Here is a 24,425-nt window from a genome sequence, read left to right on the forward strand (position 1 = left end):
CCAGGCGTCCCCGAAGACCGATCAAGCGTCCCTGAACAGCGACCAGGCTGCCCTGAAGCGTGACGAGACCTCGCTGAACTACGTGCCCGTACAGCACACGGCTCCCAAGAACGCCGAGATCGTCCCCATGTCCCTGCGCTCCGTGCACTTCGTGATGCCGGGCGGTGTCGACGACCCGTCCACGCCCAGCGGCGGCAACGCCTACGACCGACGGCTCTGCCTGGACCTGCCCGGCTTCGGCTGGCAGGTGCACAAGCACACCGTCGCGGGCAGCTGGCCCCGGCCGTCGGCGACGGCCCGTACGGAACTGGCCCGCACGCTCCGTGAGTTCCCGGACGACACGGTCGTCCTCCTCGACGGGCTCGTCGCCTGCGGTGTCCCGGAGATCATCGTCCCCGAGGCCGAACGGCTGCGCATCGCCGTGCTGGTGCACCTGCCGCTCGGCGACGAGACCGGGCTCGCGCCCGCCGTGGCCGCCGAGCTGGACGCCAAGGAACGGACGACGCTGCGGGCCGTGTCCGCCGTCGTCGCCACCAGCGACTGGGCGGTACGGCGGCTGGTGGCCCACCACGGGCTCGCCCCCGACCGGGTCCATGTCGCCGCGCCCGGCGCCGACATCGCCCCCATCGCCTCCGGCACCGACGGCGTCTCGCGGCTGCTGTGCGTCGCCGCGGTCACTCCGCGCAAGGGCCAGCACCGGCTGATCGAGGCCCTCGCCACCGTCACCGACCTGCCCTGGAGCTGTGTCTGCGTCGGCGGACTCACCCAGGACCCGGCGTACGTCGCCCAGCTGCGGGGCCTGATCGAGAAGTACGGGCTCGGCGACCGGCTGCACCTCGCCGGACCGCAGGCGGGCGCGCAACTCGACGCGAGCTACGCGGCGGCCGACCTCATGGTCCTCACCTCGTACGCCGAGACGTACGGGATGGCCGTCACCGAGGCGCTCGCGCGCGGCATTCCGGTGCTGGCGACGGACGTCGGCGGTCTCCCCGAGGCGGTCGGGCGCGCGCCCGACGGCGGGGTCCCCGGCATCCTCGTACCCCCGGAGAACCCGGCCGCCCTCGCCGCGGAGCTCCGCGGCTGGTTCGGCGAGGCCGATGTGCGGCGCCGGCTGAAGGCCGCCGCGCGGGGCCGCCGGGCCGCGCTGGACGGCTGGGCCACCACGGCCCGCAGCCTGGCCGGCGTGCTGGGACGTCTTCCGCAGCAGCCCCGGAGGGCGGCATGAGCATGACTGCGACTCCGTCGGGAGTTCCGGAACAGGGCGTGTCGGAGGTGGGCGTGCAGGGTGGTGTGTCCGGGCTTCCGGGGCAGCGCGCGGGCGTGCCCGACGACGACGTGCCCCGTTACGCGCCCCAGTGGCTCCAGCTGCGGGAGGGCGCCGACGCCGCCGCGCGGGCGCCCGAACTGCTCGACCCGCTGCGCATCCGGCTGGCGAACCGTCCGGTGCGGGGCGGCGACCTGGTGATCCACGACCTCGGCTGCGGCACGGGTTCCATGGGCCGCTGGCTGGCCCCCCGGCTCGACGGCGCCCAGCACTGGATCCTGCACGACCGGGATCCGTATCTGCTGCACTTCGCGACCGTGGGCGCACCGCGCGCGGCCGCCGACGGCAGCCGGGTCACGGTCACCACCCAGCGCGGTGACATCGGCCGGCTGACCGCGGACGCGCTGACCGGGGCCTCGCTGGTGACGGCGTCCGCCCTGCTGGACGTGCTGACCCGCGAGGAGATCGACCGGCTCGCGACGGCCTGCGCGGGCGCCGGAGTCCCGGCGCTGCTGACGCTCTCCGTCGCGGGGCGTGTCGAGTTCGCCCCGGCCGACCCGCTGGACGCCGAGTTCGCCGAGGCGTTCAACGCCCACCAGCGGCGCGGGGGGCTGCTCGGCCCCGACGCGATCACGGCGGCCTGCGAGGCCTTCGACCGGCACGGCGCGACGGTACGGGTGCATCCGAGCCCCTGGCGGCTCGGCGCCGACGAGGCCGCGCTCACGGCGGAGTGGCTGCGCGGCTGGGTCGGCGCGGCCGTCGAGCAGCGCCCCGCCCTCGCCGCCCGTGCGGAGTCGTATCTGCAGTCCCGTCTGGCGGCGTGCGCCGCGGGCGAGTTGCGCGTGGTGGTGCACCACAGCGACGTACTGGCGCTGCCCAGGCCGACGGGCGGTGCGATGTGAGTGCCGGGGTGGAAGCGGCGGGAGCGGTCGGCGTGGAGGTGGGCTCGGTCCGCACGCGGACGAAGGACACCGCCCGCCCGCGCAGTACGGCGACGGTGATCCGGGTCCATGGTGACGCGGAGCTGATCCCGGTGCGCGGCGGGGTGGGCGCGGCGGATGCGGCCCTCGCCGGTGGCGAGGCCCAGGCGACACCCTCGCCCGGCACGGCGGACCTGCCGCGCCCACTCGACGCGGCCGCGCTGGTCCCCGCCCCTGGCGAGACGGCGAGTGCGCCGCGCGCCGAGGGGGCGGCGGACACGATGCCGGCCCGCGGCGCGGCGGAGCTCACCCCCGCCCACCCGGTGGCGGAACCCGACCGCGACAGGCCGGCCCTCATACCGGCGCGCGGCGAGGGCGCCCGCGGCGCGGCCGCCCCGGTCGGCGACCGGAGCGAGGCAGGCCGCCTCCGCGCCCGGCTCAACTCCCGGCACCTGCGTACGCACATCGGTTCCGTCGCCGGAGTCGCCATCCTCGGCGTACTGCTCTGGCGGCTCGGTACCGGTGTCTTCCTGGACGGATTGCGGCGGGTCGACGGCCCGACCCTGCTGGCAGGGCTGGGACTCGGGCTGCTCACCACCGTGTTCAGCGCCTGGCGCTGGTGTCTGGTGGCGCGCGGGCTGCGCATCCGGCTGCCGCTGGGCGGGGCCGTCGCGGACTACTACCGCGCGCTGTTCCTGAACGCGGCGCTGCCCGGCGGTGTCCTCGGCGATGTGCACCGCGCCGTACGACACGGCCAGAGCGCCGGGGACATCGGCCGCGGCGTCCGCGCGGTGGTCATCGAACGGACCGCGGGCCAGGTGGTGCTGGTGGCCGTCGGCGCGGGGGTCCTGCTCACCATGCCGTCACCGGTCCTCGCGGACGCCCGTCACCTCGCCCTGATCCTGGCGATCGTCTCGGTGTGCGCGATCGTGACGGCGGGCGCGGTCCGCAGGGGCAAGGCGTCGTCCGGCCCGTCCCGGCGGTACGGAGCCCTTCGCGCCGCGCTCACCGAGGCGCGCGGCGTGCTGCTCGCCCGCGGCAACTGGCCGGGCGTGCTGATCTCGTCGGTCGTGGTGCTGGCGGGACACCTGGCGATGTTCCTGCTCGCGGCCCGGGTCGCCGGGTCCCACGCGTCCGCCGCCGTGTTGCTGCCCCTGGCACTGCTGGCCCTGCTCGCCATGGGGCTGCCGCTGAACATCGGCGGCTGGGGCCCCAGGGAAGGCGTCATGGTCTGGGCCTTCGGCGCCGCCGGGCTGGGCGCCGGCATGGGCCTGAGCGTCGCCGTGATCTACGGAGTGCTCAGCTTCGCCGCCGCCCTGCCCGGCGTCGCGGTCCTGGTCGTCCGGTGGTTCGCGGCGCTGCGCCGCCCCCGGGAGGAGAACGCAGGAGGGCACGATCAATGCCGAGCGTCAGCGACCGCCGAAGTTCACGCGCCGGAAGTCCCCTTGTCCGAGGCCGCGGGCAACGTGTCCGAGGCCACGGGCAGCGTCTTCGCCGTCACCAAGGAGAAGTACGCCCCGAAGGCCTCGGTCAGCCCCGCCAGGAGTTCCTTCCCCTTCTCGGCCGAGGCCCTCGAAGGACGGCCGATGACGCCGGACTCGGTATAGCCGGACATTCCGAGGGTGAGCAGATGACGCCGGTCGTCCGCGACGAAATCGGAGGTCTCGTAACCGGGCCGGACCAATTCCGGATGCGTATGCAGAAGAATGGAGGTCTCGATTTCACCCGCGTGCATATCAGTGAGCAACGAGGTCTCCACACCGGCCCGTTCCCGTGCCGCCTCCCAGTCCTCCATGGCCGGGAAAAGCGCCATACGTGTGCCGGTGCCCACGGATTCCTGAACCACATTGCCCAGCACGTAATTTCCGCCGTGCCCGTTGACCAGTACCAGGGTGTCGACGCCGGAGTGGCGGAGCGATGCGGCTATGTCCCGTACCACCGCGTGCAGCGTGACGGCGGAAATGCTGACGGTCCCCGGCCACGCCGCGTGCTCGTGCGAGCAGGAGATCGTCACCGGAGGAAGGAGATGGACCGGGTGAGCTGCGGCGATCTCTCGTGCGATGGCGCACGCGACCAGAGTGTCCGTCGCCAACGGAAGGTAGGCACCGTGCTGTTCGAAACTCCCGACGGGAAGCACGGCGACCTCACGGGCGACACCGGCCCCCCGCTCCCGTACATCCTCCGTGGTGTCCGCCGGCAACAGACCGGATACCGCCGAGCGCGTTTCCGAACCACTCATGTTTCACGGCCTTTCGACTCTGCTTAGGAACCAGATCATGACAGATAACTTTGGAGCACTCGCCGGGACCGCACGCCTCACAGGTGTCGAACGAGTCGTGAATGCCCCTTTGCCCACCGTGTACGGCGATTTCCAGGCGGTCGGATTCCTGGATCACGATCGCGGAGAGGAGCAAGTGGCCCTGGTGTACGGCGAGGTCGGCGACCTCAGCAGCACCGGGGAGGACGCCACGAAGGAAGGCGTCCTCACCCGGCTCCATTCGGAGTGCCTCACCGGGGACGCCTTCGGTTCCATGCACTGCGAGTGCGGCGAGCAGCTCGCCGCGGCGCTGCGCGCCATCGTCGCGGAGGGGCGCGGCATACTCGTCTACCTCCGTGGCCACGAGGGCCGCGGCATCGGCCTGCTCGCCAAGCTGCAGGCGATGAAGCTCCAGTCGGAGGGCCTCGACACCGTCGAGGCGAACCTCGCCCTCGGCCTCCCGGTCGACGCCCGCGACTACCGGGTCGCCGCGGACATGCTGCACGACCTCGGCGTACGGTCCGTACGCCTCCTCTCGAACAACCCGCGCAAGCGGGAGTCGCTGCAGCGCAACGGCATCAAGGTCGCCGAGCAGGTCCCGCTGCTGATCCCGCCGTGCCAGGAGAACCTCAGCTATCTGCTCACCAAGCGGGAGCGCCTCGACCACCACCTCCCCCACCTGGACGGAGACGACGGCGGCGATTGGGCGAAGGCGATCTTTTGCGGAACGGCGAAGACGGCTATGACTGAGGAATGACAGAAGACGACGTCGGACCGCTGTATCTGTCCCGTGAGCAAGTGACGGAGCTGCTGGACACCGACGCGGCGATCGCCTCGCAGCGCGCGGCGTTCACCGCGCTCGGTGACGGCACCGCCGAGCTCCCCGGCAAGATCATGCACCCCAGCCGTTTCGACGGCAGCGTCGTCTTCGCCTACCTCGCCCGGCTGTCCGCGGACACCGGTGCCGTCGCCAAGTTCGGCAGCGTCAACCCGGCCAACACGGCGGCCGGGCTGCCCACCGTGCACGCCGTGATCAACGCGCTCGATCCGGTGACCGGGCAGCTCGCCGCCGTCATGGACGGCACGGCGGTCACGACCCTGCGCACCGCCGCGGCGAGCGCCGTCGCCCTCGACGCGCTGGCCACCGCCGACAGCACGGAGCTCGGCCTCCTCGGTTCCGGCACCCAGGCCCTCGCCCACGCCCGGGCCGTCGCCCGGGTGCGGGACCTGGGGTCCGTACGGGTGTGGAGCCCGAACCCGGCGCGACGGGCCCGGGCGGCCCAGCGCCTCGCGACGGAACTCGGCGTCGCGGCCAAGGCCGTCGACACGGCCGAGGAGGCCGTCGCCGGGGTGCCCATGGTCGCCGCCTGCACGCTCAGCAGCACCCCCGTCGTACGGGGCGCGTGGCTGACGCCCGGGTGCACGGTCGTCAGCGTCGGTTCCTTCGAGCCCACCCGGAGCGAGGTCGACGCGGAGGTCGTACGGCGGGCCGCGGCGGTGGTGGTCGACGACCCGGCGACGGCGGCGGAGCACGCCGGCCCGATCGTGGACGCGCTGCACCGAGGACTGCTCACGCCCGACGACCTGATCCCGCTCGGCGGCGTCCTCACCGGCAGCCACACCGCCCGCACGCATCCCGACGACATCGTCTTCTACAACAGCGTCGGGCTCGGCGTGCAGGACGCCGCCGCGGCCTGGGCCGTCATCGACGCGGCCCGCGCCAGGCAGGCGCGCCGATGACCAGGAGTGCGCGGGTCGTCGTCATAGGCGGCGGAGTGATGGGCACGAGCATCGCCTACCACCTGGCCCGCGCGGGCGTACCGGACGTGGTGCTCGTCGAGCGCGACGAACTCGCCTCCGGGTCCACCTCACGGGCCGCGGGCGGCGTCCGGGCGCAGTTCTCGGACGAGCTGAACATCCAGCTGGGCGCCCGGAGCCTGGAGGCGTTCGCCCGCTTCGGCGAGGAGCTCGGCCAGGACATCGGACTGCGCCGGGTCGGCTATCTGTTCCTGCTCTCCACACCCGAGGAGGTCACGGCCTTCGAGGACGGGGTACGGCTGCAGAACGCGCTCGGGGTGCCCAGCCGCCTGATCGACCCGGCCGAGGCACACCGGCTGTCCCCGCTGATCACCACCGACGGGCTGCTGGCGGCGGCCTTCTCCCCGGACGACGGGCACTGCACACCCGAGTCCGTGGTCCAGGGCTACGCGGCCGGGGCCCGCCGGCACGGCGCGACCCTGCTGCGGCACCGAGAGGTCACCGGCATCGAGACCCGCGGCGACGAGATCACCGCGGTCGTCACCAGCCAGGGGCGGATCGCCACCGACACGGTCGTCTGCGCGGCCGGTGCCTGGTCGCGGGCGGTCGGCGCGATGGCGGGCGTGGACCTGCCGGTGGAGCCGCTGCGCCGCCAGATCGCCGTCACCGAAGCCGTCCCGGGGCTGCCGCCCGACCTCCCCATGACCATCGACTTCACCACCAGCCTCTACTTCCACACCGAGGGCCCCGGCCTCCTCGTCGGCATGTCCGACCCCGACGAGACCCCCGGCTTCGCCACCGGGACGCACGACCGCTGGATCCCGCGTCTGTCCGAGGCGATGGAGCGCCGCGCCCCGGCCCTGCTCGACCTGCGCCGCACGGGCGGCTGGGCGGGCCTGTACGAGATCACCCCGGACCACAACGCGCTGATCGGCGAGGCGAGTTCGCGCTCCCGCTTCCTGTACGCGACCGGTTTCTCGGGCCACGGCTTCCTGCAGGGACCGGCGGTCGGCGAGGTGGTCCGTGATCTGTACCTGGGCCGCGTACCCTTCGTCGACATCAGCCCCCTGAGCGTCGAGCGCTTCACCGCCGACGCCCCGCGCCCGGAGGTCAACCTCGTATGACCGAGCTCCACCTGTGGCTGCGCCACGAGACCCGTACGACCGAACGGCGCACACCGATCGTGCCCTCGGACGCCCGACGGCTCGTCGACAGCGGCGTGACGCTGACGGTCGAGGAGTCACCGCAGCGGGTCTTCCCGACCGAGGCGTACGAGGAGGCCGGCTGCCGGGTCGCGCAGGCCGGCTCCTGGGTGTCCGCCCCGTCGGACGCGGTCGTCGTCGGACTGAAAGAACTCCCGGACACTCCGGACGAATTGACCCACCGTCATATCTTCTTCGGGCACGCCTACAAGCGGCAGCCGGGGGCCGCGGCCCTGCTCCGCCGGTTCCTCGCCGGGGGCGGGGCCTTGCTCGACCTCGAGTACCTGGTGGACGACGACGGGCGCAGGCTCGCCGCCTTCGGCTACTGGGCCGGATACCTGGGCGCGGCCCTGGCGGTGCTGCAGCACCGGGGCAGCCTCAAGGCCCCGTTGCGGCCGACGTCGAAGGAGGAGCTGGACGCCGAACTCGCGGCGAGCACGGGGGAGTTGCGGGCCCTCGTCATCGGCGCCCTCGGGCGCAGCGGCCGGGGTGCGCGCGTCGCGCTGGGCGTGGCCGGGGTCGAGCCGACCTGCTGGGACCTCGCCGAGACCCGTGAGCTGGATCGGCCGGCGCTGCTGGCGCACGAGCTGATGGTCAACACCGTGCTCACCACCCGGCCCATCCCGCCCTTCCTCACGGACAAGGACCTCGACGAACCCGGCCGCCGTCTGCGCACGCTGTGCGACGTCACCTGCGACGTCGGTTCCCCCCTGAACGTAGTGCCGATCTACGACACCACCACGGACTGGACGCACCCCGTCCGCCGCATCCGCGAAGAGCCCGCCCTCGATCTGATCGCCATCGACAATCTGCCGTCCCTGCTGCCGCGGGAGGCGAGCGTCGACTTCTCGGCGGCGCTGCTGCCCCAGCTGCTGGAATTCGGGGTCGGCGGACCGTGGGGGCGCTGCCTGGACCGGTTTGACGAGGCATGCCGTGAACTCAAGGCCGAGGAAGGGAACGTGAAGAATGTCTGAGGTGACGGCCGCGAGCGGCACCGTCCACTGGATCGGCGCGGGCCTGTCCACCGGCAGCGGTTTCGCCGCGACCTGCGACGCCGCCGACCGCGTACGCCTGTGGCACCGCACCGAGGAGCGCGCCGCGCGCGGCCTGCGGGCGCTGGGTCTGGAGGGCAGGGCCGAGCCCCGCGCCTACACGCTGGAGTCACTCGGCGCCGAACTCGCCCCCGGAGACATCGTCGTCTCCATGCTCCCCGCACCCGAACACGCCCCGCTGCTCGCCGTCTGCATCGAGCGCGGTGCCCACTTCGCCTGCTCCAGCTATGTGTCGGACGCGGTGCTTGACCAGGTGCCCGCGGCCGAGGCGGCGGGTGTCGTGGTGCTGACCGAGTGCGGGCTCGACCCGGGCATCGACCACCTCTTCGCCCACAGTCTGATCGCCCGGGCCAAGGCCGCGGTCGGCGCCGAGTCGGCCGCCTCGTACCGCCTCACCTCGTACTGCGGCGGCATCCCCGCCGTGCCGGGCGACTTCAAGTACCGCTTCAGCTGGGCACCCGCCGGAGTGCTGGGCGCCCTGCGCTCGCCCGCCCGTTACGTCGAGGACGGCACCGAGACCACGGCCGAGCGTCCCTGGGAGGCCACCCGCCCGCACCTGATCGACGGTGAGGCCTTCGAGGTCTATCCCAACCGCGACAGCGTCCCCTTCGTCGACCAGTACGGGCTTCCCGATGCCTGGAAGCCGGAGACCTTCGTGCGCGGCACCCTCCGCCTCGTCGGCTGGCTCCAGGCCTGGGACGCCGTCTTCGAGGAGCTGAAGGCGGGCGACGACCGGCGGATCGCCGCCCTCGCCCAGGAGCTGGCGACGGCCTATCCGATGACCGACGCCGACCGTGACCGTGTGGTCCTCGCCGTCTCGCTGGACGTGCGCGGCGGCTCCGGCGAGACCTGGTCCGGGCGCTACCTCCTCGACCTCGTGGGCACCGCGGAGGAGAGCGCCATGGCCCGCTGTGTCTCCCGCACGCTCGCCCTCGGCGTCCGCCACATCCTCGACGCCTCGCTCCCGCCCGGCCTCAGCCGGGCCGCCGAGACGGCGGAGCGGTCCGAGGAGTGGTTGGCCGAACTCGCACGGGACGGAATGGAGTTCAGCTTGCGGGCCGGGTAGTCGGGTTCAGCGAATTCTTGCGAGGAACCCCGAGCGTTTGCGCCCGGGAGGAATCGTATCCCCGTGACTGCGGCGCGGAGCGCCGCAGTATCACTGTGTCTGTTCGGCCGCGGAGCGGCCGGATGCCTTCTCCGGCGGGCCGGGTGGTGCGAACACATGGCCAGTCTGTTCACTCAATGTGATGAACGGACCCGAACGTGTGGTGGTGTCTCGCACCGGTGCCTACGATCGGTGATCGTGAAGCTGGCCGTGCAGGTGAAACTGCTGCCGACGCCTGTGCAGGCGGCGGCGCTCGAGGCGACCCTGCGCGCCTGCAACGAGGCCGCCACCTGGGTGAGCGAGACCGCCTTCGAGCGCGGGGAGTTCAACAACTTCGCCCTGCGCAAGCAGGTCTACGGCGAGGTCAAGTCCCGCTGGGACCTGGGCGCGCAGGCCGCCCAGCACGTCATCAAGAAGACGTGCGACGCGTACGCCACGCTGAAGGCGAACCTGAAGGCAGGAAATCTGGGCCGGTCTGGCTCGCGCCGATACTGCCGGGCCACCGAGAAGCCGATCGTCTTCCGCCCGCAGGGCGTGCAGCCCTACGACGACCGCATGCTGTCCTGGCAGATCCCGGACCGGACGGTGTCGGTCTGGACCGTGGCGGGCCGGGTCAAGAGCGTGGCGTTCACCGCCTCACCGGAGCAGCTGGCCACGCTGGCCCTGTACCGCAAGGGCGAGTCCGACCTACTGCAGCGGGACGGCATGTGGTTCCTCAACGCCACCTGCGAGGTGCCCGAAACGCCCTTGAACCCGGACCCGGTGGACTTCCTCGGGATCGACCTGGGGATCGTGAACATCGCCACCACCTCGGACGGCGAGATCATGGCCGGACGCGAGCTGAACCGCACCCGCCTGCGCGAGCGCGGGCTGCGGGCCAAGCTGCAGCAGAAGAACACCCCGTCCGCCAAACGGCGCCTGAAGAAACGGCGGCGCAAGGAGGCGCGGCGGGCCAGGGACATCAACCACAAGATCGCAAAGCATGTGGTGGCCGAGGCAGAACGCACCGGTCGCGGAATCGCCCTGGAAGACCTGACAGGGATCCGCGAACGGGTACGGCTTCGCAAGCCCCAACGGGCCACCCACTCCTCCTGGTCGTTCGCCCAGCTGGGGGCATTCATCGCATACAAGGCCCGCAAGGCGGGGGTACCGGTGGTGCACGTCGATCCGGCGTACACCTCGCGCACCTGCGCCGAGTGCGGGCACATCGACAAGGCTAACCGGGTCTCACAGGCCTGGTTCGCGTGCCGGAACTGCGGATTCGTTGATCACGCAGACCGCAACGGCTCCCGCAACATCCGTGCCAGAGCACGAGAGTTGTGGCGACGCGGGGCCCAGCCAACGGCCCCCGCCCCACCCCGGAAACCCGGGAGCAGGGCTGGACGCAAACGCAGCATCACCGCCAGTGATGCCCGTTGTGCAAGCCCGTCGCTAAAGCGGCTTTAGCGACGGGTAGTTGACCCCTGCACCGCCTCGTGGATGAGCCGCTTGAGCTCGGGATAGACCGAGTGGGACGACGTCGGGCGGACCTGGGTGTAGAACTGCACGGTCATGTCGTGGCGCGGGTCGACCCAGAAGGTCGTACTGGCCACCCCGCTCCAGCCGAACGCGCCTTCGCCGGACGGTGATCGGGTGATCTCGGGATCCACCACGACGGAGACTCCGAGGCCGAAGCCCAGGCCCGCGTTGCCGGGTTCCCGGTGCAGGGCGCTGCCGAAGGTGCGGCGGTCGGCGCCGTCCGGGAGATGGTTGGAGGCCATCGAGTCCACGATCTCGGGCTTGAGCAGCCGGGCCCCGTCGAGTTCACCGCGGCGGCGGAGCATCTCCATGAAGCGGTGGTAGTCGTGGGCGGTGGCCACCATGCCGCCGCTCCCGGACAGGAAACGCGGGCGGCCCCGCAGCGGGAGCCCGGGGATCGGGGTGATGCGGCCCTCGGCGTCCTCCCCGTAGAGCTGGGCGAGCCGCCCGGCCTGCTCGTCCGTGACACAGAACCCGGCGTCCGTCATCCCCAGCGGGCCGAAGACGCGCTCGGCGAGGAACTCGTCGAGGTCCTGCCCCGACACCACCTCGATGAGGCGCCCGAGGACATTGGTGGAGACCGAGTAGTTCCACTCGGTGCCCGGCTCGAACTGCAGCGGCAGCCCGGCGTACGCATCGCAGGTCCCGGCCAGGTCCGCGCCCGGCGCCACCGACGCCTCCAGACCGGCGTCGCGGTAGAGCGCATCGACGGGGTGGGAGTAGTAGAAGCCGAAGGTCAGGCCCGAGGTGTGGGTCAACAGGTGCCGGATCAGGAGGGGGCGCTCGGCGGGGCGGGTCTTCATGTCGGGGCCGGACCCGCTGACGTACACCCGCGGTTGGGCGAACGCGGGGAGGAAGCGGGCGACGGGGTCGTCGAGCCGCAAGCGCCCCTCGTCCAGGAGTATCAGCGCGGCGACCGAGGTCACCGGTTTGGTCATCGAGTAGATCCGCCACAAGGTGTCGGTCTCCACGGGGAGTCGGGACTCACGGTCGCGGTAGCCGTACGTGGTGAGGTGCGCGACCCGGCCGTGCCGGGACACGGCCACGAGATATCCGGGCAGCCGGCGGTCGTCGACCAGGTGGGCGAAGTGCTGGTCCAGGCGGGCCAGCGCCTTCGGATCAAGAGCGACCTCGCTCGGCTCGACCTCTTGTCGCAGATGTCCCATGGCTCTCCTCCGCACTGCGGCTCTCGGACCCGCTCGTTCTATCGTCTCGTACGGACTTCCGCGGCGTCGGCGGCGGGTGGGTGGCCGGCGGGTCAGTGGCCGCTGATCGGGGCGGCGTCACGGCCGGGGAGCCGCAGGGCCATCAGCGCGCCGATCGCGGTGAGGGCCGCGAGGACGGTCAGCGCGGGAGCCATGTCGACACCAGTCAGGCTCATCAGCGTGGTCGCGACGGCCACACCCACGGTCGGCCCGATGTTCATCGCGGTCTGCTGGAGGCCGCCCGCCACTCCGGCCGACCCGGCGGACGCGTACCGGACGACGACGGCCGTCGCGCTCACCATCACCGCGGCGAAACCGGCGCCCAGGAGCAGAAAACCGGCCGCGATCGCCAGGTCCGTCGAGGCCTGGTCGAGCCTGGACAGCAGCAGGACGCCGAGGAGGAGCAGGATCATCGCGGTGCCGGTCGTCCGGCGCGGGCCGTACCGGCGCAGCAGTACGGCGCCGACCGGTGCTCCCAGCACCATCATCACGGGCAGTGGCAGCGCGCGCAGACTGCTCTGGAGAGGGTCGAGGCCGCGCACGTCCTGGAGGTAGTAGGTGGCGACGAAGAGCGTGCCGAACAGCGCCGCGGAGGCGCACACGAGGACGCCAAGCGCTCCGCCGACCGCGGGGGAGCCGAGCAGGCCGGGCGGCACCAGCGGGCTCGCCGCGCGCCGCTCGCGCCGTACGAACGCGGCTGCCGAGGCCGCCACCACGACCGGCCCGAGCACCGTCGCCGTGGTCCAGCCGGTCTCCGGCAGCGCGACGAGCGTGCGCACCAGAGCCACCAGGGTGACCGCGAGCAGACACGCACCGGGCACGTCGAGCCCGCCGGCCGGGCCCCCGCCTCGGGCCGGGTCCCGGACGACGAGGGCCGACACCCCCATGACGAGCGCGGGCACGACGTTCAGGAAGAAGACGGCACGCCAGCCCAGATGGGTGACCAGCACCCCGCCGAGGACCGGACCGGCGGCGGCCGCGAGACCGATGGCGCTGGTCCGCAACGCGATGGGCATGCCGAGCCGGTCGGGCGGGTAGGCGGCGCGCAGCATCCCGAGCGTGGCGGGCTGCGCCAGCGCGCCGAAGACCCCCTGGGCGACCCGCAGCCCGAACACCCAGCCGATGCCGGGCGCAAGCCCGATCCCCGCCGACGCCGCGCCGAAGCCCGACATCCCCGCGGCGAAGACCTTTTGGTGGCCGTACCGGTCCCCGAGCCGCCCCGCGAACACCAACAGGCCGGCCACCGCGATGAGATAGCCGGTGCTCGTCCACTGCACTTGCGCGAACGACGCGTCCAGATCGCGTCGCAGCGTGGGCTGCGCGACCGTGAGGACGGTGCCGTCCAGGGCGACGATCATGGCACCGCCGATACTGCTCGTGAGGGTGAGCCGGCGATGAACCCCCGGCCTCACCGCTCCTCCGGCCCGAGGTGCGCGTCCAGCGCCGCACGCAACAGGGGTACGAAGTCGGTGGCGCCCGTGGTGAGGGGGAGACTGCCCCAGCCCCACAGCTGGGCGATCCCGTGCAGGTTCGCCCACAGGGCACCCGCCACGACCGGCGCCTCGGCCTCGGGCCGGACCCGGCCGACCAGGTCCACCAGCACCCCGAACAGCGGAAGGCTGGTCTCCCGCAGGCCCAACCCTTCGCTCTCCAGCAGATCGTGACGGAACATCAGCTCGTACATGCCCCGGTGGGACAGTGCGAAGTCCAGGTAGACCCTCCCCAGCGACGTGAGCTGGTCGCGGGGACTCGTCCCGCCGTCGCCCAGCGCCTGCGCCGCCCGGGCCCCCAGGTCGGCGAAGCCCCGGCGCGCGATGGCGGACAGCAGCTCCAGGTGGGTGGGGAAGTAGCGGCGCGGGGCGCCGTGCGAGACGCCCGCCCTTCGGGCGATCTCCCGCAAGGTCAGGGCCTGCGCGCCCTCCGTGGTCACCAGATCGACGCCGACCTCGATCAGTCGGGCCTTGAGCCCGGTTTCCTGTTCGCTCATAGACACTGTCTACCAGCATGTGTAGACAGTGTCTACCGCCAGTCCGCCCGTCAGTTCACCCGCCAGTCCGCCCGGGAATGGTGATTCACCCCGGAGGGTTGACCGAGATATGACTCAGGACGCTACGCAGGACGCGCTGCTCAAGCTGCTCTCCGAGTACAAGGGCGGGGTGCTCGTCACCCTCAAGAAGGACGGCCGGCCCCAGCTGTCGAACGTCAGTCACGCCTACTACCCCGACGAGCGGATCGTCCGGGTCTCGCTCACGGACGACCGTGCCAAGACCCGCAACCTGCGCCGGGACCCGCGGGCCTCGTACCACGTGACCAGCGAGGACCGATGGGCGTACACGGTCGCCGAGGGCACCGCCGAGCTCACCCCCGTCGCCGGGGACCCGCACGACGAGACCGTTGAGGAGCTCATCCGGCTCTACCGGGACGTCATGGGCGAGCACCCCGACTGGGACGACTACCGGGCGGCGATGGTCCGCGACCGCCGCCTGGTGCTACGGCTCCACGTGGAGCGCGCGTACGGCATTCACCGCGGCCGCTGACCCCTCCCCGTCTCCCTTGTCAGGAAGATCGACCACGGTTCCCCGCACGGCAACTACCTTTGATCCCGGACGGTGTTGCTCGGAGGCACCGCCACGGCGTCGGAAGCGGGGAGTGCGGGGGCATGCTGGATCCCATCTCGTTGGCAGCCATCACGGGGGTGCTCGGGGCCGTCGGATCGGGAATGGCCAACGAAGCGGGCAGATGGGCCTGGGAGTCGACCGGGGGACTGGTCCGCCGGATCGCGGGACGGGAGGTCGCCGCGCCCACGAACGCCGAGCAGATGACCGCCGTGGCGCGACTGGTGCACGAACGGGTACACAGCGACCCGCAACTCGCCCACGCCTGGACCCTGTTCGCACAAGGGGTGCCGATGCCAGGGGCCGGACCGCGAGCGGAGCGCCCCTGCCTTCCCGCGTCCGTCCGGTTCTTCACGGACCGTCAGGAAGCCCTGAAGCGGCTCGACAAGGAGGCCGCACGCCCCTTCGACGGCAGCCCCCGGGTGGCCCTCCTGCACGGACCGGAGGGCATGGGCACCAGCACGCTGGCCGTGCACTGGGGCTGGCGCCAGGTGGACCGCTTCCCGGACGGACAGCTCTACGCCGACCTGCGCGGCCCCGGCGCGAGCGACATCGGAGCCGTCCTCAGCTCGCTACTGCGTCAACTCGGCCTCCCCGATGAGGAGATCCCGCCCGCCACCGAGGACCGCGCCGACCGCTTCCGACGGTACGCGGCCGGCCGGCGTCTGCTGCTCGTCCTCGACCACGCCCAGTCCGCCGCACAGATCAGGCCCCTGCTGACCTCCGCGCCCGGGGTGTTCACGGTCGTCGTCACCCGGCGCCCCTTCACCGGCGTCGACGCCCTCCCGGTCCAGGTCGGCCCGCTCGCCAAGCGGGACGCGGTCCACCTGCTCACCCACCTGGTCGGCAAACCGGCGATGAGTGCGGCCAAGGCCGCGCTGCCCGCCGTACTGGACCGCTGCGGCGGCTCCCCGTACGCGCTGCGGGCCGCCGCGCCCCGGCTCGCCACCCCCTCGGCGGAGGTGCCACCCGTGCCCGACAGCGATCCGGGGCCTCACAGCGGTCCGAGGCACCACGGCGGTCCGGGGCCCCACAGCGATCCGGTGCGCGCCGCGGCCGAGGACTCCTACCGCCTGCTGGCACCCGACGCGGCCCGGGTGTACCGCCTGACCGGCCTGTACGACTGGCCCGCCTTCGACGCCGCCGCCGCGGCCCGTGCCGCGGACATCGAGCGGACCGAGGCGGCCCGGCTCCTGGAGGAGCTCGCCGAGGCGCTGCTGCTGGAGCGCACCGGCGACGGGCGCTACCGCTACCGGCCCGCGGTCCGCGCGCACGCCGAAGCCGCCGCGGCCGCCACCGACGGCATCGCCGCCTGCTCGGCCGCCGTCTCCCGGACCGTCGAGTGGTATCTGCACCTCGCCGTCGGCGCCGCGCAGGCGGCCCTCCCGGAGAGCTGGCGGGCCCCCTCCGGCACCTCACCGGTCTCGTACGCGGACCGGGGCGAGGCCGTCTCCGCGCTCGCCACCGAAGCACGCAACCTCGTCCAAGCGGTGTACGCCGCCGAGGAGTTCGGTCACCGGGACACCGTGGTACGGCTCTGCCAGGCCCTGTGGCCGCTCCTGCTCAAGGCAGGACAGCACGACGTCCTGCTGCCCGCCCTCCGTGTCGGCGCCCGCACCGCCGACACCCACATCCCTGGGACCCGCGCGGCCGGAGCGCTGCACGCCCAACTGGCCCACACCCTCACCGAGTTGCGCCGCTGGGACGAGGCGGAGCCGGAGGCGCGCGCGGCGGCACGGGACGAACGCGTCGCCGGACACGTCCGCGGACACGCCTCCGCCGTCGAGTTCCTCGGTCTGCTGCGCCTGCGGCAGTGGCGCTGGCAGGAGGCGTACGACTGCTTCGAGGAGGCGTACGGCATCCTCGACGGCATCGGCCCCGCCGATGAGGGAGCCCGCGATCTGCCGCGTGCCCGCGCCCTGCTGGAGCGTCATCGCGGGCGTGCCCTGCGCGGCCTCGGCCGCCGCGACGAGGCACGGGAGCGACTGGAACGCGCGCTGCGCTTCTTCCGGGAGAGCGGTGAGGCGTACAACACGGCCCGCACCCTCACCGACCTCGCCGAAACGCACCTGGACGGCGGGGAGTTCGCAGCCGCGCTGCCGCTCGTCGACGAGGCGATCGCGGCCCTCGCGCGGGAGAAAGCCGCTTATCAGCTCGCGCATCTACGGACGTTGCGCGAGCGCTGCCTCAACTCCGGCGCTCCTCAAGGGTGATCCGGACACGGTGGAGCGTCGCACCGGTCCGCACGGTCAGGCCCTGGGTGAGGAGCTCGTCGAGCGACTTGCCCGCCGCCAGCCAGGCGTGCAGGGCGGAGGCGTACGCGGCCGGATCGGCGTCCGCCGTCCCGTCCGCCGTCATCCCCAGAAGCTCTCCGGCGCGGGTGCGGACCGTGCAGGCGCCGGGGCCGGTGACGTAGGCGGCGAGCGCGCACTCCGGGAGACGGTCCAGCACCTCCGACGCCCACAGTGCGGGGGAGCCGAAGCGTGGGTCGGTGGCGTCGCCGTACCTGAACACGAGGTCCGCGAGGGCGAGTTGGGCCGGGTCGCGGGTGTCCTCGTGCGCCGCCGTGTGCGCCTCGCCCGCGCCCGCCGGTTCGGGGCGGGGGTCCGCGTGCCGCGCGACCGAGACCTCGCCCGAGCCGAGCAGCCGCGTCAGGACGCGCAACGGTGCGGTGCGGGACGGGGGTTCGTACGGCGGCAGCGGGAGCGGTTCGAGGAGCGCGGGGGCGTCCGGCTCCGGGATGCCGATGATGCCGTAGAAGAGGGCGCGCAGCCGGGTCGCCGCCTCGCCGGGTACGGACGTGGTGAACGCGGCGGGTCCCGGCAGCGGGTGATGGGTGGCGAGCAGTGACTCCACCTGGGGGAGCAGGGGGGACCGGGGGGCGAGTCGTGGCGCCTCCCGCAGGAAGTCCGAGACGGGTGCGTCGGGGTCGAGGTCCGACAGGGGCGCGGCTCCGAGGAGTACGGGGGTGCCGAGCGCGGCGGCGTAGTAGGTGACCGAGCCGTGGTCGCCGATCACCGCGTCCGCCGCGAGCACGGCCTGGCGCCAGCCTTCCAGCGGATCGATCAGCGTCAGCCCCGCGCGGCGCGCCCGGTCCAGCCAGGCGCGGAGCTGGCCCGGGCCGTGGCCGTGCCAGATGTTGGGGTGCAGCACGGCCGCGAGGCGGTACTCGTCCGCCGGGAACTCCGCGGTCAGGCGCGGCAGCAGGGAGGGGAGTACGTCATCGCCGCCGCCGTCCCCGAAGAGGGACTCGGGGTTCCAGGTGGAGTTGAGGAGGATGAGGCGTTGGCCGGTGCGGACGCCGAGGGCGCGGCGGTAGCGGTCGCGGTACGGGCGGGCCGCCAGGATGCGGTCGAAGCAGGGGTCCCCGGCGAGTACGGCCGTCGGCGCCGCCTGTGGACAGGCGGCGCGCAGACGCTCGTACTGCTCCGGATGGGACAGCACGAGCGCGTCGGCGATCGGCTCCCCGTCCTCGGAGAGCAGCCACTCGGGAGCCAGCCCGAACACGGGCACCGGCTCCCGGCTCCCGGCTCCCGGCTCCCGGCTCCCGGCTCCCGGCTCCCGGCTCCCGGCTCCCGGCGTCGCCAGCCTCTTAGTGTAGCCAACGCCATGGGACAATACGGTCAATTTGCCGGAGAACGCCTGGAGTTGACCGCCGAAGCTGGCCGAGATCACCAGGGACACCGGAGTCGCCATCGCCTGTTCCCAGGGCAGTACCGGCACTCCGACGTCGGCGAGCAGCTCGGCGACTCCGGAGCCGAACGCCGACGAACCGGTGCACGTCACCAGCAGCTGCACCCGGAAGTCGTCGTCGAACAGCGGGAGGATGTCGAGGAGTCGCGTCGCGGAGGTCACGTTGTGTACGACGAGCAGGACGCGCCGGCAGTGTCCCCGGGTGGCCCACCGGGCCGCGTCGTCCCCGGCCGGCACCCGTATCCACCCGTCCCGCCCCACGCCCGCACACCACCCTCGCGCCCGTTGTCCCGGCTCATGGCCGGGATGATCGGGCAAGGATAGTCAACGGGGGCTCCGCGCACACCGGCCGCCCCTGAACCCGGCCGGGGTGCGCGGAGTGGCTCTGAGTAACCGCGCTGTTTCTTTCTGCTCGTTCGGGCCGATGTTCTTGCTGAAAACGTCAGCTGTCAACCGTGCCCCGGTGAGGCCACCCTTCGCAGAACCGCCAAGTCCCCGAACGGCACGGCGCCGTTCGGGGACTTGGAAGATCGGGGAAGGGTCAGGCGGTCACGGCCTCCCGCTGTGCGGCGTCCTTCGGTATCCGCTCGCCCAGCCGCTCGGTCGGCACCGTGTGCGTCTCGCGGGCAGTGAGCGCGGCGAGCACCGGCGGGATGCACAGGGTCGCGGTGAACAGCGCCACGGACGACCAGTCGTCGCCGCCAGGACCCGCGATCCGCGCGGCGAAGGTGACCGCGAACCCGGCGACGGCGAAGCCGATCTGTGTGCCGATCGCCATGCCGGAGAGCCGTACGCGGGTGGAGAACATCTCGCCGTAGAAGGACGGCCAGACGCCGTTCGCCGCGCTGTGGACGACACCGAAGGTGAGGATGCCGAAGAGCAGCACGAGCGGGTACGAGCCGGTGGAGATGGCCCACAGGCAGGCGAACATCAGCACGGCGCTGCCCGCGGCGCCGATCAGATGGACCGGGCGGCGGCCGATGCGGTCGGAGAGCGTGGCCCAGGCGGGGATCGCGTGACGGCGGCTACCGCGGTTACGGCGCCCAGAACACCCCGGTGCGCCCCGCCGCGCAGCACGCGGTGGGCCGCCCGGGGCGCTGACGGTCAGATGTCCCGGAGCCCGGCGCGCCCGCGGTGCGCCGGGGTCAGCCCGGGCCTCCGTTGCCGGTCGGCCGCACGGCCCGCCACGGTGCGAACGCGCTCGCCCCGCGCGGCATCAGCGCCGCCAGCTCCGGGCAGTGCCGCAGGATGACGGAGTTCATGCCGCCCTGCTCGACCCAGTCGATGCCCAGCGGCGTGTAGATCTCCGGCCGGTAGTCGACGTTGAGGAAGCGGTCGCTCTGCAGGCGCCGGGTCGCCATCAGGATGAAGATCCTGAAGGCGGTGTCGCTGAAGCCGAAGCCCTCCGGCGGATTCTCCGCGAACAGCCCGACCATCGTGTCGATCTCGTCGACCGAGCCGTAGACCTCTTTCAGCCGCGCCAGCGTCTCGGCGTTCTCGGTCAGTTCCTCGAAGGAGCGGATGCGCTGCTTGTGCAGTCCCGCACGGAAGTCGTTGTAGCGCGGGACACCGCGCCGCCGCGTCCGTACGAGGTCCACGACCGACAGGTCGATGATCTCGCCGTCCCGCTCGAACCGCTGCAGCGAGCGCGGGAAGTTGTGCAGCGTGATCGCACCCGGGTGGGCGATCCCGAACGAGTACAGCGTGTTCGCGAGTCCCGTCTTGCGGATCTGCGCCTCGGCCGCGCCGCCCTGGATGTCCAGGAACCCCAGGGTCTCCTGGCGGTGCCCGAAGTGGTGGTCGCGCAGCTCGAAGTCGTCCGGGATCAGCGGGTGCATGCGGTAGACGGTGACGAAGTCCTCGGTGAGCGAGTACGGCACCCCGTGATGGTCCGGCAGCGTCTTCGGGATGCCCACCAGCGAGTGCGCCTCGAAGAGCCACAGACCCAGCTGGTTCAGCCAGTTCTTGGGCGGGCCCTGCCAGTTGGTGTGCAGACCGAGGTCGATCGCCTTGGTGGCGAGGATCGCCGGGGTCCACTCCACCGTGTGGATCTTCGCGATCAGCGCGGAGACGACCAGCCGTGCCGTCTGGTAGATCCGCTCCTCGCTCATCGACGGATACGCGGCGCGCAGCGCGTCGCACACCGCGTTGTGCTCGCGCGCGAACAGCGTGTGCATCGCGCTGAGCCCCATCCACCAGCTCTCGTTGAAGCCGGTGAGCGGAATGCCGTTCGGGCCCGACGGCAAGTGGCCGTCCTCCAGGCGGAGTCCGGCGCCGCCGCCCTGCTCGCGCAGGAGCCGCGCGGTCTGTTCGCTCTCGCCGTACACCTCGGAGCCGTCCCACCAGTGCGAGGCGACATTGCCGAAGCAGAGGGGCGGACGGTTTCCGGGCTGTTCGAGGCCCACGTTCCCGGCGAACCGCATCACGTTCTCCGGCGGTCCGCCGGGCGTGTTGTGCCAGCCCCCGCTGCCGGGCGGCAGCGGCACCTCGACACTGCGCTCACCGGGCCCGTAGCGGCGGTGGTTGACCCAGTCGTGCACCTGGAACTGGATCCACGCGGCCGCGAGGATGTTCAGCGAGGTCGCGGGCACGAAGCTGTCGCGCCGCAGGAGCTGCCGGCTGACCGTGACCGCATTGGGTGTGTCGAACAAATCGGGCCGGTAGTCCGGTTTCAGGTTGCGTCCGAAGGCCGCGCCGACGGCGCCCATCCTCGGAGCGGACAGATCGTTGTACGTCCCGTCGTACGAGCGCTCCGCGCGCAGCCGCTCGGGGATCGGCTCCGGCACCGGCTGGGCCTGCGGCGGAGCCTCCCGCACCTCGGTGTCGATCAGGTTGAAGCGGCGCAGCACCTTGCGCAGGAACACCAGGTTCAGCAGGCTCAGCCGCAGCGGCAGCCGGTGCCAGGGCACATACCGGTTCAGCAGCGCGAAGGCGGCACCCGTCGGAGGGGCGAGCAGCCTGTTCCGCAGGGGTTCCTCGGTGAGGAAACGCAGCCCGAGCCGGTGCGCGCTGCTCGCCTCGTACGCGGCCTTGCGCGCCCGGTTGATGTTGCCGAGCGGACGGAAGCCGTCGGTCGTGTACCAGGGATTGAAGGCGAGATCCTCGATGCGCCGGGCGGCCGAACGGGCCTCCGCGGTCGTCAGGTCCTGGCGAGGGATGGTGAGTCGGGCCACCGGCACCGCGGGCGCGATCGCCTCCTTCCACTCCACGGAGGCGTCCTCGATCGGCGTGCGCCGCTCGTCGACGTACCGCTGCACGCACAGGTCGAAGACGACATCCGCCTTCGCCAGCCGCTGGGCGATCTCGCGGTGCAGGAACTCCGGGTCGCTGCGGTCCGGGGCGGCTGCCGGAGGACTCCCGTGAGCCGGACGCAGCAGATAGCGCACCGGACCCGCCTCGCCCCACAGGGCGGCGCCCCGGCTCCAGTACGTCTCACTGGCGAGGGAGCCGACCGTGTGCCGCGTCGCCTCCCGGACAGTGCGGCGCATCCGGTTCGCCGTGCCGAAGCCCACGGCCAGCGGCAGCTTCACAAAAATCCCGAAGGCCTTCTGGAGGGGACCGCGGGCGCCCGCCATCGCCTTGGCGAAGGCCACGAACTCGCGGGCGTCGCGTGCGTGCGAGACCGGATAGCTGGTCGCGAGCAGATCGTGGCTCTCCTGCTCCGACACCCGCACGCGTACGGCCGCGCCCCGCAGGTCGGGCGAACCGTCGCCCTGCCGGATGCCGCTGGAGTTGGACAGCCGGACGGTCGCCGGGTACGTGGCGCCGGGCTGGGCGAAGCCGCTGCGCAGGGCCTCGGGCAGATCGTCGTGGAAGCGCAGCCGCGCGTTCTCCACGGCCACCGGTGCCTTGGCGTGGAAGGCCCGGGACATCCCGCCGCCGCCCGCCCGCCGATTCTTGAGCTGCACCTTCATCAGCTCGCGGGCCAGCTGTTCGAACACCAGCCGTTCCGCCTCGGGACTGCCGCCTTCGTACCGCTCGTACTGCTGTTCACGCTGTTCGCGCTGTCCGGTCTCGGTCATCGATCGTTTCCTTCGTGCGGATGCGTGGGTGCGCCCTCTTGTCACCCCTACGAACAATCAGTCGAAGAGCTCCGCTGCGCACGTCAAAGAAGCGAACACGCGCGTGCCCGAGGTTCGGCCCGACCCCGGAGGGGCCGTCCCGCACATCCCGACGACCCCCGCGGCGTACTCGTCCGCGGGATTCGCCCGGACGAGTGGCAGTGGGGTGGCATGGCCACGGCCCCGGCCACCACATCAAGTGGTGCAGCCGGGGCCGCGTCACGGATTCGCTCTGGCGATTTTCTGGAGGATGCCGACCTTGCGACTAACGGACCGCCGCGGAAGTTTCGGCGGCGTTCCACTCGGCGATCACCGGATTCCCGTGCTCGGTGGACAGCCGGCTGACGGTTCCCGTCGAGAGCTGGAACAGTCGCCCCGCGTCCGGCGGAAGCCCGAGCCGACGGGCCGTGAGGACGCGCAGGAAGTGGGCGTGCGCCACCAGCACCACGTCGCCGGGGTGGTTGCACAGCGAGGCATCCACCTTGGAGAGGACGCGATCGGCGCGCACCCCGACCTCCCGCGGCGACTCACCGGGGTGGCCGTCCGGTCCGGGCGGCACCCCGTCGTCCCACAGCACCCAGTCCGGCCGGGCACGGTGGATCGCCCGAGTGGTGACCCCCTCGTAGCCTCCGTAGTCCCACTCGTGCAGATCGGGCTCGGTCGTCGCCGCGGTCAGGCCCGCGAGTTCCGCGGTCCGTACCGCACGGTCGAGCGGGCTGGTGAGCACCTGTGCGAAGGACCGCCCGGCGAAGAACTGCGCAAGCGACTTGGCCTGTTCCTCGCCGTGCTGGGTCAGCGGGAGATCGGTCCAGCTGGTGTGCTGGCCCGTCAGGGTCCACTCGGTCTCGCCGTGGCGGACCAGTATGAGGTCACCCATGGCCCGGCCCTACTCCGCGGACTCGACGGCGTGGCCGCCGAACTGGTTGCGCAGCGCCGCGATCATCTTCATCTGCGGGGAGTCGTCCTGGCGGGAGGCGAACCGGGCGAAGAGGGAGGCGGTGATGGCGGGCAGCGGGACGGCGTTGTCGATGGCCGCCTCGACGGTCCAGCGGCCCTCGCCGGAGTCGTCCGCGTAGCCGCGCAGCTTCTCCAGGTGCTCGTCGTCGTCCAGGGCGTTGACGGCGAGGTCGAGGAGCCAGGAGCGGATGACGGTGCCTTCCTGCCAGGAGCGGAAGACCTCGCGCACGTCGGTGACGGAGTGGACCTTCTCCAGGAGCTCCCAGCCCTCGGCGTAGGCCTGCATCATGGCGTACTCGATGCCGTTGTGGACCATCTTGGAGAAGTGGCCCGCGCCGACCTTGCCGGCGTGCACGAAGCCGGCGTCGCCCTCGGGCTTGAGGGCGTCGAAGATGGGCTGCACCTTGGCGATGTGCTCGGCGTCGCCGCCGACCATCAGCGCGTAGCCGTTCTGGAGGCCCCAGACTCCGCCGGAGACGCCCGCGTCGACGAAGCCGATGCCCTTGGCGGCGAGCTCCTCGGCGTGCTTCTCGTCGTCGGTCCAGCGGGAGTTGCCGCCGTCGACGACGGTGTCACCGGGCTGGAGCAGACGGCCGAGTTCGTCGATGACGGACTGGGTCGGGGCGCCGGCGGGGACCATCACCCAGACCACGCGCGGGCCTTCGAGCTTGCCGACGAGTTCGGTCAGGCTGCTGACGTCCGAGACCTCGGGGTTGCGGTCGTAGCCGATGACGGTGTGGCCCGCGCGGCGGATCCGCTCGCGCATGTTGCCGCCCATCTTGCCGAGGCCGATGAGTCCAAGTTGCATCGTTGTCATG

18 protein-coding genes and 2 pseudogenes are annotated in these 24,425 nt (G+C 72.2%); 11 read left to right on the top strand and 9 right to left on the bottom strand.

Translation table 11 applies throughout. The features are described from left to right. Positions 1-31 precede the first annotated feature (31 nt). The 3 genes and pseudogenes from OG747_RS39265 to OG747_RS39275 form a co-directional block, all read left to right on the top strand. The gene (locus tag OG747_RS39265) at positions 32-1,225 is read left to right on the top strand and encodes a glycosyltransferase family 4 protein (protein WP_405885940.1); all 1,194 of its coding nucleotides are present in this window, start codon (positions 32-34) and stop codon (positions 1,223-1,225) included. 2 nt (positions 1,226-1,227) lie between these two features. Next, positions 1,228-2,166, top strand: coding sequence for a class I SAM-dependent methyltransferase (locus OG747_RS39270; RefSeq protein ID WP_405885942.1), 939 nt, complete (start codon positions 1,228-1,230; stop codon positions 2,164-2,166). A gap of 299 nt (positions 2,167-2,465) precedes the next feature. Continuing rightward, a pseudogene (locus OG747_RS39275) lies at positions 2,466-3,443 on the top strand (lysylphosphatidylglycerol synthase transmembrane domain-containing protein); the annotation flags it as partial. 167 nt (positions 3,444-3,610) lie between these two features. Here the strand turns inward: OG747_RS39275 and OG747_RS39280 are convergent. Then, positions 3,611-4,423 carry a creatininase family protein gene (locus tag OG747_RS39280; protein ID WP_405884105.1) on the bottom strand — a complete coding sequence of 271 codons (813 nt, stop codon included), beginning with the start codon at positions 4,421-4,423 and terminating at the stop codon, positions 3,611-3,613. A 37-nt stretch (positions 4,424-4,460) separates the two neighbouring features. On the opposite strand from OG747_RS39280, the gene ribA reads away from it, so the two are divergent. The 6 genes from ribA (at position 4,461) to OG747_RS39310 (ending at position 11,004) form a co-directional block, all read left to right on the top strand. Continuing rightward, positions 4,461-5,198 (top strand): GTP cyclohydrolase II, encoded by a 738-nt coding sequence (ribA, locus tag OG747_RS39285; protein WP_405884106.1) that lies wholly within the window; start codon positions 4,461-4,463, stop codon positions 5,196-5,198. Then, on the top strand, positions 5,195-6,181 hold the full coding sequence (locus OG747_RS39290; RefSeq protein ID WP_405884107.1) for an ornithine cyclodeaminase family protein: 987 nt from the start codon (positions 5,195-5,197) through the stop codon (positions 6,179-6,181). Before ribA ends, OG747_RS39290 begins: the two co-directional genes overlap by 4 nt. Further along, a complete protein-coding gene (locus tag OG747_RS39295; protein ID WP_405884108.1) occupies positions 6,178-7,323 on the top strand; it encodes an NAD(P)/FAD-dependent oxidoreductase in 1,146 nt (381 codons plus the stop codon). Before OG747_RS39290 ends, OG747_RS39295 begins: the two co-directional genes overlap by 4 nt. Beyond that, on the top strand, positions 7,320-8,375 hold the full coding sequence (locus tag OG747_RS39300; RefSeq protein WP_405884109.1) for a saccharopine dehydrogenase: 1,056 nt from the start codon (positions 7,320-7,322) through the stop codon (positions 8,373-8,375). Before OG747_RS39295 ends, OG747_RS39300 begins: the two co-directional genes overlap by 4 nt. Then, positions 8,368-9,519: a saccharopine dehydrogenase family protein gene (locus tag OG747_RS39305; RefSeq protein WP_405884110.1), complete on the top strand. Its 1,152-nt coding sequence runs from the start codon at positions 8,368-8,370 to the stop codon at positions 9,517-9,519. Before OG747_RS39300 ends, OG747_RS39305 begins: the two co-directional genes overlap by 8 nt. A gap of 237 nt (positions 9,520-9,756) precedes the next feature. Next, on the top strand, positions 9,757-11,004 hold the full coding sequence (locus OG747_RS39310; protein ID WP_405884111.1) for an RNA-guided endonuclease InsQ/TnpB family protein: 1,248 nt from the start codon (positions 9,757-9,759) through the stop codon (positions 11,002-11,004). On the opposite strand, the gene OG747_RS39315 is transcribed toward OG747_RS39310, so the two are convergent. From OG747_RS39315 to OG747_RS39325, 3 genes are all read right to left on the bottom strand, one after another. Then, positions 11,001-12,242, bottom strand: a complete 1,242-nt coding sequence (locus tag OG747_RS39315; RefSeq protein WP_405884112.1) for a serine hydrolase domain-containing protein — start codon at positions 12,240-12,242, stop codon at positions 11,001-11,003. The two genes, OG747_RS39310 and OG747_RS39315, sit on opposite strands and share 4 nt — an antisense overlap. Positions 12,243-12,334: 92 nt before the next feature. Then, positions 12,335-13,639 carry an MFS transporter gene (locus OG747_RS39320; protein ID WP_405884113.1) on the bottom strand — a complete coding sequence of 435 codons (1,305 nt, stop codon included), beginning with the start codon at positions 13,637-13,639 and terminating at the stop codon, positions 12,335-12,337. 50 nt (positions 13,640-13,689) lie between these two features. Continuing rightward, the gene (locus tag OG747_RS39325) at positions 13,690-14,268 is read right to left on the bottom strand and encodes a TetR/AcrR family transcriptional regulator (protein ID WP_405884114.1); all 579 of its coding nucleotides are present in this window, start codon (positions 14,266-14,268) and stop codon (positions 13,690-13,692) included. A gap of 109 nt (positions 14,269-14,377) precedes the next feature. Here OG747_RS39325 and OG747_RS39330 point away from each other — a divergent pair, with 109 nt between their 5' ends. Both OG747_RS39330 and OG747_RS39335 read left to right on the top strand, forming a co-directional pair. Next, entirely contained in the window at positions 14,378-14,818 is a 441-nt protein-coding gene (locus OG747_RS39330; RefSeq protein WP_405884115.1) for a PPOX class F420-dependent oxidoreductase, read from the top strand. A 122-nt stretch (positions 14,819-14,940) separates the two neighbouring features. Further along, positions 14,941-17,109: a tetratricopeptide repeat protein gene (locus tag OG747_RS39335; protein WP_405884116.1), complete on the top strand. Its 2,169-nt coding sequence runs from the start codon at positions 14,941-14,943 to the stop codon at positions 17,107-17,109. Here OG747_RS39335 and OG747_RS39340 read toward each other — a convergent pair. The 5 genes and pseudogenes from OG747_RS39340 to gnd all read right to left on the bottom strand — a co-directional run bounded on the left by OG747_RS39340 (position 17,084) and on the right by gnd (position 24,415). Further along, positions 17,084-18,850 (bottom strand): hypothetical protein, encoded by a 1,767-nt coding sequence (locus tag OG747_RS39340; protein WP_405884117.1) that lies wholly within the window; start codon positions 18,848-18,850, stop codon positions 17,084-17,086. The two genes, OG747_RS39335 and OG747_RS39340, sit on opposite strands and share 26 nt — an antisense overlap. Before the next feature lie 280 nt (positions 18,851-19,130). After that, a pseudogene (locus OG747_RS39345) lies at positions 19,131-19,604 on the bottom strand (MFS transporter); the annotation flags it as partial. A gap of 130 nt (positions 19,605-19,734) precedes the next feature. Continuing rightward, positions 19,735-22,611, bottom strand: a complete 2,877-nt coding sequence (locus OG747_RS39350) for a peroxidase family protein (protein ID WP_405884118.1) — start codon at positions 22,609-22,611, stop codon at positions 19,735-19,737. A gap of 304 nt (positions 22,612-22,915) precedes the next feature. Then, on the bottom strand, positions 22,916-23,527 hold the full coding sequence (locus tag OG747_RS39355) for a histidine phosphatase family protein (protein ID WP_405884119.1): 612 nt from the start codon (positions 23,525-23,527) through the stop codon (positions 22,916-22,918). 9 nt (positions 23,528-23,536) lie between these two features. Next, positions 23,537-24,415 (bottom strand): phosphogluconate dehydrogenase (NAD(+)-dependent, decarboxylating), encoded by an 879-nt coding sequence (gene gnd / locus OG747_RS39360; protein WP_405885944.1) that lies wholly within the window; start codon positions 24,413-24,415, stop codon positions 23,537-23,539. Positions 24,416-24,425: the final 10 nt, after the last annotated feature.

Origin of the sequence: Streptomyces sp. NBC_01384 (assembly GCF_045040035.1) — a bacterium.
Lineage (GTDB): Bacteria > Actinomycetota > Actinomycetes > Streptomycetales > Streptomycetaceae > Streptomyces.

Bases quoted from the DNA above. Each gene is read 5' to 3' on its own strand.
- OG747_RS39300 (WP_405884109.1), top strand. From the start codon at position 7,320: ATGACCGAGCTCCACCTGTGGCTGCGCCACGAGACCCGTACGACCGAA.
- OG747_RS39355 (WP_405884119.1), bottom strand. From the start codon at position 23,527: ATGGGTGACCTCATACTGGTCCGCCACGGCGAGACCGAGTGGACCCTG.
- OG747_RS39335 (WP_405884116.1), top strand. From the start codon at position 14,941: ATGCTGGATCCCATCTCGTTGGCAGCCATCACGGGGGTGCTCGGGGCC.
- OG747_RS39305 (WP_405884110.1), top strand. From the start codon at position 8,368: ATGTCTGAGGTGACGGCCGCGAGCGGCACCGTCCACTGGATCGGCGCG.
- OG747_RS39320 (WP_405884113.1), bottom strand. From the start codon at position 13,639: ATGATCGTCGCCCTGGACGGCACCGTCCTCACGGTCGCGCAGCCCACG.
- OG747_RS39295 (WP_405884108.1), top strand. From the start codon at position 6,178: ATGACCAGGAGTGCGCGGGTCGTCGTCATAGGCGGCGGAGTGATGGGC.
- OG747_RS39315 (WP_405884112.1), bottom strand. From the start codon at position 12,242: ATGGGACATCTGCGACAAGAGGTCGAGCCGAGCGAGGTCGCTCTTGAT.
- OG747_RS39325 (WP_405884114.1), bottom strand. From the start codon at position 14,268: ATGAGCGAACAGGAAACCGGGCTCAAGGCCCGACTGATCGAGGTCGGC.
- OG747_RS39350 (WP_405884118.1), bottom strand. From the start codon at position 22,611: ATGACCGAGACCGGACAGCGCGAACAGCGTGAACAGCAGTACGAGCGG.
- OG747_RS39330 (WP_405884115.1), top strand. From the start codon at position 14,378: ATGACTCAGGACGCTACGCAGGACGCGCTGCTCAAGCTGCTCTCCGAG.
- gnd (WP_405885944.1), bottom strand. From the start codon at position 24,415: ATGCAACTTGGACTCATCGGCCTCGGCAAGATGGGCGGCAACATGCGC.
- OG747_RS39290 (WP_405884107.1), top strand. From the start codon at position 5,195: ATGACAGAAGACGACGTCGGACCGCTGTATCTGTCCCGTGAGCAAGTG.
- OG747_RS39270 (WP_405885942.1), top strand. From the start codon at position 1,228: ATGACTGCGACTCCGTCGGGAGTTCCGGAACAGGGCGTGTCGGAGGTG.
- ribA (WP_405884106.1), top strand. From the start codon at position 4,461: ATGACAGATAACTTTGGAGCACTCGCCGGGACCGCACGCCTCACAGGT.
- OG747_RS39280 (WP_405884105.1), bottom strand. From the start codon at position 4,423: ATGAGTGGTTCGGAAACGCGCTCGGCGGTATCCGGTCTGTTGCCGGCG.